Source organism: Labrys sp. E2SS-1L (genome assembly GCF_057073705.1).
The window spans coordinates 3,480,207-3,496,071 of the sequence record NZ_CP172712.1 but is presented as its reverse complement, the minus strand read 5'-3'; the positions used below and the strand labels follow the sequence as shown (position 1 = coordinate 3,496,071).

General features: G+C 63.0%; 11 protein-coding genes. 2 read left to right on the top strand and 9 right to left on the bottom strand.

Translation table 11 applies throughout. The features are described from left to right. Positions 1-269 precede the first annotated feature (269 nt). The 6 genes from guaA to ACIGJE_RS16085 all read right to left on the bottom strand — a co-directional run bounded on the left by guaA (position 270) and on the right by ACIGJE_RS16085 (position 7,445). Positions 270-1,820, bottom strand: a complete 1,551-nt coding sequence (guaA, locus tag ACIGJE_RS16110) for a glutamine-hydrolyzing GMP synthase (protein WP_415086874.1) — start codon at positions 1,818-1,820, stop codon at positions 270-272. A gap of 147 nt (positions 1,821-1,967) precedes the next feature. Then, positions 1,968-2,498 carry a hypothetical protein gene (locus tag ACIGJE_RS16105; protein WP_415086876.1) on the bottom strand — a complete coding sequence of 177 codons (531 nt, stop codon included), beginning with the start codon at positions 2,496-2,498 and terminating at the stop codon, positions 1,968-1,970. Positions 2,499-2,569: 71 nt separating this feature from the next. Further along, positions 2,570-3,859 (bottom strand): RsmB/NOP family class I SAM-dependent RNA methyltransferase, encoded by a 1,290-nt coding sequence (locus ACIGJE_RS16100; protein WP_415086878.1) that lies wholly within the window; start codon positions 3,857-3,859, stop codon positions 2,570-2,572. Between the two features lie 131 nt (positions 3,860-3,990). After that, the gene (gene guaB, locus ACIGJE_RS16095) at positions 3,991-5,487 is read right to left on the bottom strand and encodes an IMP dehydrogenase (protein ID WP_367622627.1); all 1,497 of its coding nucleotides are present in this window, start codon (positions 5,485-5,487) and stop codon (positions 3,991-3,993) included. Positions 5,488-5,713: 226 nt separating this feature from the next. Beyond that, positions 5,714-6,931 (bottom strand): LL-diaminopimelate aminotransferase, encoded by a 1,218-nt coding sequence (locus ACIGJE_RS16090; protein ID WP_105862988.1) that lies wholly within the window; start codon positions 6,929-6,931, stop codon positions 5,714-5,716. Positions 6,932-7,067: 136 nt separating this feature from the next. Next, on the bottom strand, positions 7,068-7,445 hold the full coding sequence (locus ACIGJE_RS16085; protein ID WP_311938248.1) for a hypothetical protein: 378 nt from the start codon (positions 7,443-7,445) through the stop codon (positions 7,068-7,070). A 165-nt stretch (positions 7,446-7,610) separates the two neighbouring features. Here ACIGJE_RS16085 and ACIGJE_RS16080 point away from each other — a divergent pair, with 165 nt between their 5' ends. Further along, the gene (locus ACIGJE_RS16080) at positions 7,611-9,440 is read left to right on the top strand and encodes a PHA/PHB synthase family protein (protein WP_394309163.1); all 1,830 of its coding nucleotides are present in this window, start codon (positions 7,611-7,613) and stop codon (positions 9,438-9,440) included. A 137-nt stretch (positions 9,441-9,577) separates the two neighbouring features. Continuing rightward, on the top strand, positions 9,578-11,242 hold the full coding sequence (locus ACIGJE_RS16075) for an L-lactate permease (protein ID WP_415086881.1): 1,665 nt from the start codon (positions 9,578-9,580) through the stop codon (positions 11,240-11,242). 42 nt (positions 11,243-11,284) lie between these two features. On the opposite strand, the gene ACIGJE_RS16070 is transcribed toward ACIGJE_RS16075, so the two are convergent. The 3 genes from ACIGJE_RS16070 to ACIGJE_RS16060 form a co-directional block, all read right to left on the bottom strand. Next, complete coding sequence (locus tag ACIGJE_RS16070) at positions 11,285-12,070, bottom strand: inositol monophosphatase family protein (protein ID WP_415086883.1); 786 nt, start codon at positions 12,068-12,070, stop codon at positions 11,285-11,287. Positions 12,071-12,122: 52 nt separating this feature from the next. Further along, positions 12,123-13,254 (bottom strand): peptide chain release factor 2 gene (gene prfB, locus ACIGJE_RS16065; protein ID WP_311938243.1). Its coding sequence is split into 2 segments (ribosomal slippage): positions 12,123-13,184 and positions 13,186-13,254, totalling 1,131 coding nucleotides; the frame shifts between segments, so codons are not numbered across the junction. A 174-nt stretch (positions 13,255-13,428) separates the two neighbouring features. Further along, positions 13,429-15,837, bottom strand: a complete 2,409-nt coding sequence (locus ACIGJE_RS16060; protein ID WP_311938242.1) for a penicillin-binding protein 1A — start codon at positions 15,835-15,837, stop codon at positions 13,429-13,431. Between the last annotated feature and the right edge of the window lie 28 nt (positions 15,838-15,865).

Sequence of the window (15,865 nt, the reverse complement as noted above, 5' to 3'; positions counted from 1 at the left end):
CGTCACGCGGTTTTGGGGGGCTCTTGTCGGAAAAGTCTGCGTATTGTCAGCAGCTTAGCGTCAAAAAAGTACCGTCATGAGCCTCAACTGCCCTGACGGTACTTCTGAATTGCCTAGCGATCAATATGGGCATGGTCCGTCACTCGGGCCGACGGACGCGATCTCTACCCACCGATAGGTATCGATAGGTGCTGAGCATATTATTTATTTTTTTCAGTGGGTTAGATCGTACCGTGGCGTATTTTTGGATACGCCCGGAGAGGTAAAAATCATTCCCACTCGATTGTCCCGGGTGGCTTCGACGTCACGTCGTAGACCACCCGGTTGATGCCCTTCACCTCGTTGATGATCCGGGTCGCGGCCCGGCCGAGAAAATTCATGTCGAAGGGGAAGAAATCGGCGGTCATACCGTCGACCGAGGTCACGGCGCGCAGGCCGCAGACGCTGTCATAGGTGCGCCCGTCGCCCATCACGCCCACGGTGCGCACGGGCAGCAGCACCGCGAAGGCCTGCCAGATCTTGTCGTAGAGGCCGGCCTTGCGGATCTCGTCGAGATAGATGGCGTCGGCCGCGCGCAGCGTGTCGAGCTTTTCCCGGGTGATCTCGCCGGGAATGCGGATGGCGAGGCCCGGGCCCGGGAAGGGATGGCGAGCGACGAAGGCTTCGGTCAGGCCGAGTTCGCGGCCGAGCGCCCTGACCTCGTCCTTGAAGAGTTCGCGCAGCGGCTCCACCAGCTTCATGTTCATGCGCTCGGGCAGGCCGCCGACATTGTGGTGCGACTTGATCGTCACCGAAGGGCCGCCGGAGAAGGAGACGCTCTCGATCACGTCGGGATAGAGCGTGCCCTGGGCCAGGAATTCGGCCCCCCCGATCTTGCGGGCCTCTTCCTCGAAGACCTCGATGAACAGGCGGCCGATGGTCTTGCGCTTCACTTCCGGATCGGTGACGCCGGCGAGCTCGCCGAGGAAGCGCTCGGACGCATCCACATGCACCAAGGGGATGTTGTAGTGCTCGCGGAAGAGGCCGACGACCTGGTCGGCTTCACCGGCCCGCATCAGGCCGTGATCGACGAAGACGCAGGTGAGCTGGTCGCCGATCGCCTCATGGATCAGCACGGCGGCCACGGAGGAGTCGACGCCGCCGGACAGGCCGCAAAGCACCCTGCCCTTGCCGACCTGCTTGCGGATCTTCTCGATCATCTCGGCCCGATAGGCCGCCATGGTCCAGTCCGACTCGATGCCGGCAATCTTCTGCACGAAGTTCTTCAGGAGCTTGCCGCCATCGGGCGTGTGCACCACCTCGGGATGGAACATGGTGGTGTAGTAGCGCCGTTCCTCGTTCACCGCGATGGCGAAGGGCGCATTCTCCGAGGTGCCGACCACCTTGAAGCCGGCGGGCAGCTCTGTGACGCGGTCGCCATGGCTCATCCACACCGGATAGCGCTTGCCCGGCTCCCAGAAGCCTTCGAACAGCGGGCTCGCCTCGAGGATCTCGACATCGGCACGGCCGAACTCGGCGGCGTGCCCGCCCTCGACCTTGCCACCGAGCTGGGTCGCCAGCGTCTGCTGGCCATAGCAGATCGCCAGGATCGGCACGCCGGCATCGAACACCGCCTGCGGTGCACGGGGGCTGCCGGCCGTCGTCACCGAGGCCGGGCCGCCGGAAAAGATCACGCCCTTCGGCTTCAGCCTCTCGAAGGCCTCGGCGGCGCTCTGGAAGGGATGGATCTCGCAATAGACGCCGACTTCGCGCACGCGGCGTGCGATCAGCTGGGTGACTTGCGAACCGAAATCGATGATGAGGATGGCGTTGTGTGTCATGGCAGGGAGGTAGTCGACCGGGGCTTTCGATGCAACCGAGGGAGGATCAATTTATTGCAAATACGCACGAATGGAGAGACGAAATCGGCTCCATCTTTGTGATTTTGCGCAGAACCGATCCATCGGCCACGAAAATCATACGTTCCTTCATTCTGCCGTACAGGCCTGGGTTTGCGAAGCCTTCTCTATCCAGGATTTATAGGCCGTGGGATCGAGAATGATAAGTTCCATGGCCTTGCGGGTCGTCTTGCCGGCCTTTTCGATAGTTGCCTGCGCGACGAGGCGCCCGGCCTTGGCCGGTTTCACGACCCTTTCGTTCAGGCGCCCCGGTATGGCGTCGATCGTCACATCGAGTTCGGGAATGCTCAACGTGTGAATGACATCCTCGGAGGTGACCCGCAGTGCTACATCCGCACCCGCCGCCAGGATGATCGGCTTGCTCTCGGCGCAGATCGCGATCTCCTTGCCGCCGTTGCTGCTCGCCGTGAAGCGGTACTCGATGCGCCAACCTTCTTCACGTGCTGTCAGGAGAACCGTACGCACCGGCAGTCTGACATCGCTGCGAAACAACAGGTCGAAGGCGGATGGCGCACCGTCGGACGCCCAAGCCGTGGCGATTGCGCACAAGCCGGCAAGGTAGGTCGCGGCGACGTTAACAAGTCTCCGTGACCACTTCATCCCTGCCCTCCGAACATCTCGTCTTCGGGAGGGATATATCATCGCTCAATGCGAGGACAAATCGACGCCGATCAAGCCCGGTGCAGCAGGGCGATGAAAAAGCCGTCGGTGCCGGAGCGGTGGGGCGAAAGCTGCAGGCCGGTGCCGCCCGACGAGCCGAACCGCGCGAAAGCCGAGAGCCCCGCGCCCTTGGCCAGCTCCGACAGGGGCGCAGCGGTGAAATCGGCATGGTCGGCCAGGAAAGCCTTCACCGAGGCATCGTTTTCTTCCGGCAGCACCGAACAGGTGACGAAGACCAGCCGCCCGCCTGGTTTCACCGCCCTGGCCCCGGCCTTCAGCACGGTGGCCTGGTCCTTCTGGCGGTCGGCCAGGCTGGACGGGCGCATGCGCCATTTGGTGTCCGGGCTGCGGCGCCAGGTGCCGCTTCCCGAGCAGGGCGCATCCACCAGCACCAGATCCATGCGGCCGTCGAGGTCGTCGATCGGCAAACTTCCCCGTGGCGTGCGGACCTGGACGTTGCGCACCCCTGCCCTGGCAAGCCGGTCATGGATCGGCGCCAGGCGGCGCTTGTCGCTGTCGGTGGCGAAAACCTGCCCCTTGTTCTCCATGGCGGCCGCGAATTCCAGCGTCTTGCCGCCGCCACCGGCACAGAGGTCGAGCACCTGCTCGCCGGGCCGGGCTGCCGCCACGAGGCCAGCCAATTGCGAGCCTTCATCCTGGACCTCGAACCAGCCCTTCTGGAAGCTCTCCTCGGATTGGATGGCCGGGCTGCGGCCGTCAGGGCCGAGCGGCACGCGCACGCCCCAGCGCGACAGCGGCGTCGCGCTGGCGTGGAGCGGCCCGAGTTCGGCGAGGAGCTTGTCCCGCGAAGCCTTCAACGTATTGACGCGCAGATCCACCGGCGCGCGCTCGGCCAAAGCCCGCCCCTCGGCAATGGCGTCCTCGCCGAAGGCCGCCTCGAAGGAAGACCACAGCCAGTTCGGAACATCCGCCTGAATATCGGGCGCCGCCTGCTCGAGCTTGCGCTCGGCCAGCGCCTTGCGCTCGTCCTCCGTCAGGGGTTCGGGCGCGAAGCGTTCGCCGCTGAACAGGGCGTCGAGCGTTTCGATCGTCTCGCCACGCTGCAGGGCCAGCATGCCGATCAGCGCGGCGCGCGGCGCCTCGCTGTCCATCAGCCAACGCGCCGAGGCTCGGCGGCGCAGCGTGTCGTAGACCAGCCCGGCCAGCGCCGCCCGGTCGCCGGAGCCGGCGAAGCGATGGGAGAGACCCCAATCCTTGAGCGCATCGGCGGCGGGACGGCGGCGGGCTTCGATATCGCCCAGGATCTCGATGGCGGCGGACAGACGAGCGGAGGGGGTCAAGGATCACCTGGGAGCACGAAGGCTTGGGAGCGCGGACATCCTGTCCGCTCTTGGAAACACGACAGTTGCAAATAAGGAATAAGAGCGGACATCGCGACATTTCTACATGTCGCTGCGATGTCCGCGCTCCATCAATTCCGTCCAGGATAGTTCGGGCTCTCGCGGGTGATGGTCACATCATGCACGTGGCTTTCGCGCAGGCCTGCATTGGAGATGCGCACGAACCGCGCCCGCTCCTGGAAATCCGTGATCGTCTCGGCGCCGACATAGCCCATCGAGGCGCGCAGGCCGCCGGCGAGTTGGTGCAGCACCGCCGAGACCGGGCCCTTATAGGCCACCTGGCCTTCGATGCCCTCCGGCACCAGCTTCATCGAATCCTTGATGTCGGCCTGGAAGTAACGGTCAGCCGAGCCGGCGGACATGGCACCGATCGAGCCCATGCCGCGATAGGATTTGTAGGAGCGGCCCTGGTAGAGATAGACCTCGCCGGGCGTCTCGTCGGTGCCGGCCAGCATCGAGCCGACCATGGCAACCGAAGCACCGGCCGCGATCGCCTTGGCGAAATCACCCGAAGTCTTGATACCGCCATCGGCGATGACAGGCACGTCATGCTCGCGCGCGGCATTGGCCGAGTCGATGATGGCGGTGAGCTGCGGCACGCCGACACCGGCCACGATGCGGGTGGTGCAGATCGAGCCCGGGCCAATGCCGACCTTGATGGAATCGGCGCCCGCACCGATCAGGGCGCGCGTCGCCTCGCCGGTGGCGACATTGCCGGCCACCACCTGCACGGAATTGGACTGGCGCTTGATGCGCGACACCGCATCCAGCACCTTCTGCGAATGGCCATGGGCCGTGTCGACCACGATCATGTCGACGCCGGCATCGATCAGCATTTCGGAACGGGCATGGCCGCCATCGCCGACGGTGGAAGCCGCCGCGACGCGCAGGCGCCCCTGCTCGTCCTTGCAGGCATTGGGATGCAGCGTGGCCTTCTCGATGTCCTTGACGGTCATCAGGCCGACGCAGCGATAGGCCTCGTCGACCACCACCAGCTTCTCGATGCGGAACTGATGCAGCAGGCGCTTGGCCTCTTCCTGCGCCACACCGGTCTTGACGGTGACCAGGCGTTCCTTGGTCATCAACTCGGCCACGGGCTGGTCGAGCTTGTCGGCAAAGCGCACGTCGCGATTGGTGAGGATGCCGACCAGGATGCCGGGCACGCCGGGCGCGGCGCCAGTGACGACAGGAATGCCGGAAATGCGATGGCGCTTCATCAGGGCCAGCGCGTCTGCCAGCGTGGCCTCCGGCGGAATGGTGATCGGGTTCACCACCATGCCGCTCTCGAAACGCTTGACCTGCCGGACCTGCTCGGCCTGCTCTTCGGGGGTAAGGTTGCGGTGGATCACGCCGATGCCGCCATTCTGCGCCATGGCGATCGCCATGTTCGCCTCGGTGACGGTATCCATCGCCGAAGCCAGCAGCGGCAGGTTGACGGAGATGGAACGGGTGACGCGCGAACGGATGTCAGCCTGGGCCGGGAGCACCTCGGAGTGCCCGGGCGTCAGCAGCACATCGTCAAAGGTGAGCGCTTCAGGGAAAAGCGATGAATCAACGATGCGTGTCATTGCCAACTCTCAATCAGTAAAAGCGGAATCGAACCGGCTTCGGGCGGCTGGAATCCGTGCCGCCGGAGCTGGGTTGGCGCGATCGTTTACCATTTGAAATCGACAAGGGAAAGACAGGCAGTCGTCTTTTTACTGCCTGTCAGCCATGCATTTTTGGTCGTAACGAAAAATTCGGTGTGCCGGCCTTCTCAACTCCATCGCGAGGGGGCCGAGAAGGCACGCCGGATCACGCCGACTTCGTCAGCGGCAATACGTTGTGCAGGGTCTGGTCTGCACCATCCATAAACTTGCGGATGTTGCGCGCCGCCTGGCGGATGCGCTGCTCGTTCTCGACGAAGGCGATGCGCACGAAATCGTCGCCATGCTCGCCGAAGCCGATGCCGGGCGCCACCGCGACCGAGGCTTTCTCGATCAGGAGCTTGGAGAACTCCACCGAGCCCAGCTCCTTGAACTTGGGCGGGATCGGTGCCCAGGCGAACATCGAGGCTGGCGGAATCGGCACGTCCCACCCGGCACGGGCAAAACTCTCCACCAGGGCATCGCGGCGCTTGCGATAGGTCTCGCGCATTTCGGCGATGCAGTCTTCCGGCCCGTTCAGCGCGGCAGCAGCAGCAACCTGGATCGGCGTATAGGCACCATAATCGAGATAGGACTTCACGCGGGCAAGCGCGGCGCACAGCCGCTCATTGCCGACCGCAAAGCCCATGCGCCAGCCCGCCATCGAGAAGGTCTTGGACAGGGTGGTGAACTCGACGGCGACATCCATCGCTCCCGGGATCTGCAGCACGGACGGCGTCGGCTCACTGCCGAAATAGATTTCCGAATAGGCCAGGTCCGACAGCACGAACAGGTCGTTCGCCTTGGCGAAGGCGATCAGGTCCCGGTAGAAATCGAGGCTGGCGACGCAGGCCGTCGGATTGGCGGGATAGGAGACGATCACCGCGATCGGCTTGGGGATCGAATGCTTCACCGCGCGCTCGGCGGAACGGAAGAAGTCCTCGTTCGGTTCGGCCGGGACGGAACGGATGACGCCCCCTGCCATGAGGAAGCCGAAGGCATGGATCGGGTAGGACGGATTGGGACACAGCACCACGTCGCCGGGCGCGGTGATGGCGGTCGCCATATTGGCGAAGCCTTCCTTGGATCCCAGCGTGGCGACGACCTGGGTGTCCGGATTGAGCTTCACGCCGAAGCGGCGGGCGTAATAATTGGCCTGGGCCTTGCGCAGGCCCGGAATGCCCTTGGACGCCGAATAGCGATTGGTCCGCGGCTTCTGGGCCGTCTCGATCAGCTTGTCGGTGATGAATTTCGGCGTGGGCAGGTCCGGATTGCCCATGCCCAGGTCGATGATGTCGGCCCCCTGCCCGCGCGCTGCCGCCTTCACCCGGTTGACCTGCTCGAAGACATAGGGCGGCAAACGGCGGGTTGAGTAAAAGTCGGACATGACGGTGCTTTCGCGCGATAGCGCATTCAGGGTTACGGGGAGCGAACCTCTAAATCATTTCGAAGAATGATGGCAAAAGAAATGCCAAAAATCTGCGCCGGTCGTGAAAAATCGATCCACGACAATGCGATATCGATCATTGCGGCGGGAAGAAGCCGACATGCTTGCGCTGGGACGGGGGAACGCGCTTCTGGGCTACCTTGCGGTTGGCCTGCGCCCGGGCCTTGAGTTCCTCGGGGCTCGGCTGCCGGCCCGGCGTCGCCAATAGGCTGGCCTCCAGCGCCTTACGCTCGCTCATGGACAGAATCTGGTCGCTGCGCGGCGGCGGCAAGGCGCCGATCCGCGGATAGACGTTGGGTTGGCTCGTGCGGGACTGCGTCACGAAGGGTTGAGGCGTCGGTAACGGACCCGAGGTCAGCCCGAGGCGCTTGCTGGTCTGGCCGGAGCCGCCGGCACAGCTGGCAAGCCCGATGCCAGCCACTGCGGCGACGACGAGGAAGGAATGGATCCGCATGACGTTCTCGCAATTTCTCCCCTCTCTTATAGAGCGCTGGCCGATCGGCAAACAGGGAAAATCGATGAAATCACCGTCATGGTTCACAAAGCGATGCGAAGAAGCATTCACAGGAAGGAAAAACATGTTCTAATGAAGGGCCGTAAAGAGCCAAGATGGGGCGCGATGAAGAACGAGAAAAACTCCAATCCCCCTCCCTCGGCCGAGTCGCTGGCCTCCTTTGGACCGGTCGACATCGAAACGCTTGCCCGCAATATGGGGCGTGCGGTGGAGGAAGGCGGCAAGGCTCTGGCGGCCTATCTGCGCCCACGGGAGGACGGCAGGGTCAAGAGCGACATCACGGAGGAGGTCGCCGACGCAGTCAATTCCATCGGTCATCTGGCGCAATATTGGCTGTCCGACCCGCAGCGCGCCCTGCAGGCCCAGACCAGCCTCGCCAGTGGTTTCATGTCCCTGTGGACCTCCTCGCTGCAGCGTATGGCCGGCGAGGAAGCCAAGCCTGCCGCGGAGCCCGACCCCAAGGACGCTCGCTTTCGCGACCCCGAATGGAGCCAGAACCAGTATTTCGACCTGCTCAAGCAGGCCTATCTGATTACCAGCCGCTGGGCGGAAAAGCTGGTGCATGAAGCCGACGGCCTGGAGCCGCGCCTGCGCCACAAGGCCGATTTCTATGTGCGGCAGGTCTCGGCCGCGATCTCGCCGAGCAATTTCATCGCCACCAATCCTTCGCTCATTCGCGACACGCTGGCCGAGAACGGCGAAAACCTGGTGCGCGGCCTGGAAATGCTGAAAGAGGATATCGATGCCGGCGATGGCGATCTGAAGATCCGCCAGTCCGACACCTCGAAATTCGAGGTAGGCGTCAATCTCGCCACCACGCCGGGCAAGGTGGTTTTCCGCAACGCCACCATGGAGCTGCTGCAATATACGCCGACGACGGCCAGCGTCCTGAAGCGGCCCATCCTGATCTGCCCGCCCTGGATCAACAAATTCTACGTGCTCGACCTGACTCCCGAAAAGAGCTTCATCAAATGGTGCGTCGACCAGGGCCTGACCGTCTTCGTGATCTCCTGGGTGAACCCGGACGAGAAGCAGCGCAACAAGGGCTTCCTGGAATATATGAAGGAAGGGCCGGTCGCCGCCCTCGACGAAATCGGCAAGATCACCGGCGAGAAGGAAGTCTCCGCCATCGGCTATTGCGTCGGCGGCACCCTGCTCTCGGTGACGCTGGCCTGGCTGGCTGCCAAGGGCGATACCCGCATAACCTCGGCCACCTTGTTCGCCACCCAGGTCGATTTCGACAAGGCCGGCGATCTCAAGGTCTTCGCCGACGAGGACCACATTCAGTGGATCGAGAAGACCATGGCCGAGCACGGCTATTTTCCCGGTTCCAAGATGGCCGCCGCCTTCAACATGCTGCGCAGCCAGGAATTGATCTGGCCCTATCTCGTCAACAATTACATGCGCGGCAAGCAGCCCACGCCCTTCGACCTGCTCTATTGGAATGCGGATGCCACCCGCATGCCCGAGAAGAACCACTCCTTCTATCTGCGCAACTGCTATCTGGAGAACAATCTCACGCGCGGGCGCATGGTGGTGGGTGACGAGACACTCGATCTCAAGAAGGTGAAGATCCCGATCTATGAGCTGGCGACCCGCGAGGATCACATCGCCCCGCCCAATTCCGTCTTCATCGGTGCCCAGGCCTTTGGCGGGCCGGTGCGCTACGTCCTGTCCGGCTCCGGTCACATTGCCGGCGTGGTGAACCCGCCCGCCCGCAAGAAGTACCAGTACTGGCTCGGTGGCGCCGTCGCCGGCAGCTATGAGGACTGGCTGGAGGGAGCCACCGAACACCCCGGTTCCTGGTGGCCGGACTGGTTGACCTGGCTGAGGAAGCAGGCCCCCGAGGAGGTGCCTGCCGACAAGCGCAAGCCGGGTGGACGCCGCAAGCCTCTCGGGGACGCGCCGGGAAGCTATGTGCGCGTGAAATCCTAAATCCGGATTGGACGGCTCAGGTGGCCCTGCAATGCGCAGGGCCACATCTGGTTACCTGCCTTGATTTTACGGTCAAATCAGCAGAACTTCCGCATGGCATACCCCAACGATAAAAGTCGTAATCGGGAAGCCATCACATGTGGAACCAGATTTATAACCCTCTCGACAACGAAGTACTGTCCACCATCGCAGCCGCCATCCCTGCGGTAACCTTGCTAGTTCTGATCGCCAGCGGCAAGGTCAAGGCGCACATCGCGGCGGTGATCGCTCTCGTCGTCGCCAATCTCATCACGATATTCATCTTTACCATGCCCGCGGGCCTGTCGATCCGGGCCTCCCTGCTCGGCGTCGTCACCGGCTTCTTCCCGATCGGCTGGATCGTTCTCAACGTGATCTATCTCTACCGCATCACGGTCGAGAGCGGCCGCTTCGAATTGCTGCAGCGGGCCATCGGCGGCGTCACCGAAGACAGGCGCTTGCAATTGCTGCTGATCGCCTTCTCCTTCGGCGCCTTTTTCGAAGGGGCTTCCGGCTTCGGCACGCCTGTCGCCATCACCGGCGCAATCCTTATCGGCCTCGGCTTCTCGCCCCTGGCGGCTTCCGGCCTCTCCCTGATCGCCAACACCGCGCCGGTTGCCTATGGCGCCCTGGGTACGCCGATCCAGGGCCTGGCATCGGTAACCGGGCTCGATCCCTATGTGCTCGGAGCCATGGTCGGCCGGCAATTGCCGCTATTCTCCCTGATCGTGCCCTTCTGGGTGATCGGCGCCTTCGCCGGCTGGCGGGGCATGATCGGGGTGTGGCCGGCCATCCTGGTCACGGGCATCTCCTTCGCCGTGCCGCAATTCCTGATCTCCAACTACATCAACCCCTGGATCGTCGACATCGGTGCCTCGCTGATTTCGATGGCCTGCCTGATCCTCTTCCTGAAGGTCTGGCAGCCCAAGGAGCTCTGGCTCTCGCCCGCCCTGCGCACCAACGATCCGTCAGCGGATCTGGCAAGGCCTCGCACGGATGCCGATCGCAAGCCCTTGACGCAAGCCCAGCTCTGGGGGGCGCTGCTTCCCTGGATCCTGGTCTGCATCTTCATGCTGGTCTGGGGCACCGGCGCCTTCAAGACCTGGGCCAATGCCATCTTCTCCTGGAACTATCAGGTGCCGGACCTGCACAACCAGATCAACAAGGTGGCGCCCGTGGTGGCCAAACCCACGCCCGAAACCGCAGTGTTCGCCTTTACCTATCTCTCCTTCACCGGCACGGGCATGCTTCTGGCCGCCATCGTGTCGGGCCTGCTGATGGGGTTCTCGCCGGCCAGGCTGATCGCCGAATATGGCCGCACCATCAAGGTGTGCTCGATCTCGCTGATCACCATCTCGGCCATGCTCGCCATCGGCACACTGACGCGCCTGTCGGGCGTCGACGCCACCCTTGGCCTCGCCTTCGCGGCGACGGGCGTGTTCTATCCCTTCTTCGGAACGCTGCTCGGCTGGCTCGGCGTCGCGCTGACGGGCTCCGACACCTCCTCCAACGTGCTGTTCGGCAATCTGCAGAAGATCACCTCGCAGCAATTGGGCCTGTCACCGGTGTTGATGGCGGCAGCCAACTCCTCCGGCGGCGTGATGGGCAAGATGATCGACGCACAGTCGATCGTCGTCGCCTCCACCGCGACCAACTGGTACGGTCATGAAGGCACGATCCTGCGCTACGTGTTCATACACTCGATCGTCCTGGCCTGCCTGGTCGGCCTCTTCGTGACACTGCAGGCCTATGTCTATCCCTTCACCGCCATGGTGCTCGGGTGACATTGTCTCCAGGCCAGGGTGACAGCCGACCTGGATCTCGGTTCAGCCGAGCAATTTCTGGAGAGCCGGATAGATGGCCGGCCCTCCAGCCATGATGGCATTGCCCTTCACCAAGCCGTCATCAGCCAGGAAGTCGTTGGTCCGGCCGCCGGCGGCGCGGATAATGGCAATCGCGCCAAGGCAATCCCAGGAATTGATGTGGGATTCGACGTAACCGAGCAGGCGCCCGCAGGCGACATAGCACAGGCACAGCGCACCCGAACCGTTGCGCTGGTACATGCCGCCCGCCTCGAGCAGCCGCGCCAGAACCGCCAGAACCTCGCTCGGTTTGATGCGATTGTTGTAGCCGACGCTGACCACGCCGTCGCTGAGCGCGCCCCCCTTGTGAGGGGCGATCGGCCGGCCGTTGAGGGTGGCCGGCGCGATCAGTCCGCCGGCGAAGAGCTCGTCGTCCTTCGGCGCGTAGACGAGCCCGAATTGCAGCTCGCCATCACGGACGAACGCGATCGACACACACCAGGAGGACAGGCCGCTCAGGAAGGGTTGGGTGCCGTCGATGGGATCGACGACCCAGATGCCGCGCTTGTCGCCGATGCCGCTCGGCCCTGTTTCCTCGCCAAAGAAACCGTCGTCGGGATAGGATTCGGCAATGCGTTTCTTGATCAGCAGCTCGGTCTGCAGATCGGCTTCGCTGACGACGTCCTGCAAGCCCTTGCTCTTCACCGTCAGGCTGTCCAGCTCGTTGAAATAGCCGAGCGCCAGGGCACCGGCCTCCTTGATCAGGCCGTGGGCAAAGGAATAGCGCTGATAGATCGGATCGGAGCTCATTGGCAACATACTCATTTCAAAAGAAAAAGCCGGGGCCAGCCCCGGCTTCTCACTAGTCGATGTCTTCGACCGCATCCGGCCCGCCGCCATAGACGCGCTGGGCCAGGGCGGACTTCATGAAGTCGTCGAGGTCACCGTCCAGCACATCGCCGGGCGTACCCGAGGTGTAACCGGTGCGGGTATCCTTCACCATCTGATAGGGCTGCAGGACATAGGAGCGGATCTGGTGGCCCCAACCGATGTCGGTCTTGCCGGCATGGGTCGCCATCGCCGCTTCCTCGCGCTTCTTGAGTTCGGCCTCGTAGAGGCGCGCCTTCAGCATGGCCCAGGCCGTGGCCCGGTTCTTGTGCTGCGAGCGATCCTGCTGACAGGCGACCACGATGCCCGAGGGCATGTGGGTGATGCGCACCGCCGAATCCGTCCGGTTGACGTGCTGGCCGCCGGCACCGGACGCGCGATAGGTATCGATGCGGCAATCGGATTCGTTGATCTCGATGTTGATCGAGTCGTCGATCACCGGATAGACCCAGACGCTGGCAAAAGAGGTGTGCCGGCGCGCGTTGGAATCATAAGGTGAAATGCGCACGAGGCGGTGCACGCCCGATTCCACCTTGGCCCAGCCATAGGCCTTGTTGCCCTTGAGCAGGATGGTTGCTGATTTGATGCCCGCGGTTTCGCCGTCCGTGAAATCGATCAACTCGACCTTGAAACGGTGCCGCTCGCCCCAGCGCGTATACATGCGCAGCAGCATATTGGCCCAGTCCTGGCTCTCGGTGCCACCAGCCCCGGAGTTGATTTCGATGTAGGTGTCGTTGTTGTCGGCTTCGCCGGAGAACAGGGCCTCGAACTGGCGCTCGACCACCTCGTCCTTGAGCCGGGCCAAGGCGCCCTGCGCCTCGTCGACGATCGACTCATCGCCATCCGCCTCACCGAGCTCGGCGAGTTCGAGGGTTTCGTCCAGATCCTTCTCGATGCGCACGAGGGCTGACAGCCGATCATCGAGATCGGTGCGCTCGCGCATCAGCTTCTGCGCCTTCTCGGCGTCGTTCCAGAAGTCGGACTGTTCGGAAAGATGGTTCAGTTCTTGCAGGCGGGCGTAGGATGTATCCCAGTCAAAGATGCCTCCTCAGCAGTCCAGCAGACTGCTTGATTTCGTCCGCCAAGGACAGGATTTCAGCGCGCATGAAAGAATCGCCCGTTCGAGATTGGCAAAAGCACTTTCGAGAAAAGTCGACAGACTTTTCGGTTCAGAAAATGCGTCGAAACAAAGAGTTGGAGAAAAAGTACGATTCGGAGAACTCGCACTTTACCCTCGCCGGGCTTCATATAGGCAAGCTGTCCGGCGAGGGAAAGGACAATCAGTAGAGATCGCCCGTCCCCATCGAGACGGGCCCGCCACCGCCGCCCTCCGAGCCACCGCTGCCGGACCCGATGACGGTATAGTTGTCGGGCGGTGCCGTGCCGGGCTTGAAGGCTTCCAGGATGGCACCGCTGCCATCCGAACGCATGCCGGTCTTGCGGTCGATACGGATCAGCTTGATGCCGGGCGGCACGCGGAAGGGCACAGGTGCCTTGTCGGCCAGGGCCGTCTTCATGAAGGTGCCGAAGATCGGAGCCGCCAGGCTGCCGCCCGTGACCTTGTTGCCGATGTGGCGCGGCGTGTCGTAGCCGACATAGAGCCCGCAGACGAGATCGGGCGAGTAGCCGATGAACCAGGCATCCTTCTCGTCGCTGGTGGTGCCGGTCTTGCCGGCAATCGGGCGGTTGAGCGAACGCAGCGTCTGGGCCGAACCGTGCTGGATCACGCCTTCCAGCATGGAGGTGACCTGATAGGCCGTCATCGGATCGAGCACCTGCTCGCGCGGGTCAAGCAGCTTGGGTTCGTCCTGATCGCTCCAGTCGTCGGCATTGCAGCCCTGGCAGATGCGCTCGTCATGCTTGTAGATGGTCTTGCCCCAGCGGTCCTGGATACGGTCGATCAAGGTCGGCTTGATCAGGCGCCCGCCATTCTCGAGCATGCCGTAACCGGCAACCATGCGCATCACGGTGGTGGTGCCGGCGCCGAGCGCGCCCGACAGATAGGACGGCAGGTCGTCATAGACGCCGAAGCGGCGAGCATATTCGGCGATCAGCGGCATGCCGACATCCTGGGCGAGCCGCACCGTCATGACGTTACGCGAATATTCGATGCCGAAACGCAAAGTCTGCGGGCCGTAGAACTTGTTGGAATAGTTGGATGGCCGCCAGGTCTCGCCATTGCCCTGGTTGATTTCGATCGGCGCGTCCATGACCACGGAGGCCGGCGTATAGCCGTTGTCGATGGCGGTGGCATAGACGAAGGGCTTGAAGGAGGAACCGGGCTGGCGCTGCGCCTGGGTGGCACGGTTGAACTCGCTCTGGTCGAACGAGAAGCCCCCCACCATGGCGAGCACGCGGCCGGTATAGGGATCCATCACCACCATAGCGCCGGAGATTTCGGGGATCTGGCGCAGGCGGAAGGTGCCGTCGGTCTTGGGCTCGACATAGATGATGTCGCCGACCTTCAGGATCTGGCTGACCTTGCCGACCCGGCTACGTGCCCATTTCACGCCATCCAGATTGATGGTGCCGGTCGGGCGTTCGGTGGAGATCGAGCCGAAACGGTCCAGCGGTGGCTGCAGGCCGATGCGGGCGGAGTTGTCACCGCTATCGAGCACGATGGCGAGTTGCCAGGGCTTGATGTCGCTCAGGCGCTTTTCCGCCCCCAGGGTCACGCCCCAGTCCTCGCCGAGGTCGACATTCTTGACGGGGCCGCGGAAGCCGCCGCGCTCGTCGAAGCGCACCAGTCCGGCCACCATGGCATCCCGTGCCAGGCGCTGGAGCTTCGGATCGAGCGTGGTGCGTACCGACAAGCCCCCTTCATAGAGCTTGTCCTCGCCATAGCGCTCTGCGATCTCGCGGCGGACTTCCTCGGTGAAATAATTGGCGGCGTAGCTCTGGGCGCCTTCGAAGGAACGCGGCGTTACGGCCAGGGGCTCAGCCTGCGCTTTCCGTCCCTCTTCCTTGGAGATGTAGCCATTGGAAACCATCTGGTCGATCACCCAATTGCGTCGACCGACGGCTGCATCGTGATTGCGGATCGGATTGTAGTTGTTCGGCCCCTTCGGCAGGGCAGCGAGATAGGCGACCTGGGCGACGCCGAGTTCGTCGACCGATTTACCGAAATAATTGAGAGCGGCGGCGGCTACGCCGTAATTGCCCATGCCCAGATAGATTTCGTTCAGATAAAGCTCGAGGATCTTGTCCTTGGAATAGGTCTGCTCCATCCGCAGGGCCAGGATGGCTTCCTTGATCTTGCGCACGATGTTCTGGTCGGGCGCGAGGAAGAAGTTCTTGGCAACCTGCTGCGTGATGGTCGACGCCCCCTGCTGGCGACGGCCCTTATGCGTGACATTGGCGATCAGCGCGCGCAGCACGCCCTTGGGGTCGATGCCGACGTGATTGTAGAAATCATTGTCCTCCGCCGACATGAAGGCGTGGATCAGGAGCGGCGGCATCACTTCGATCGGCAGATAGAGGCGGCGCTGGCGGGCATATTCGGCCAGGAGCGCGCCATCGCCCGCATGCACGCGCGTCATCACCGGCGGTTCGTAATCCTTGAGCGCAGCGGTATCGGGCAGGTCACGCGTGTTGGCCCAGACATAGAGGGCCACGAACGATCCCCCGACAAGGAACAACATCGATGCCGTTGTGAACAAAAATCCAAGGAACCGAACGAAAAGTCTCATCACAACGCTTTCATCGGCAATATCTTCC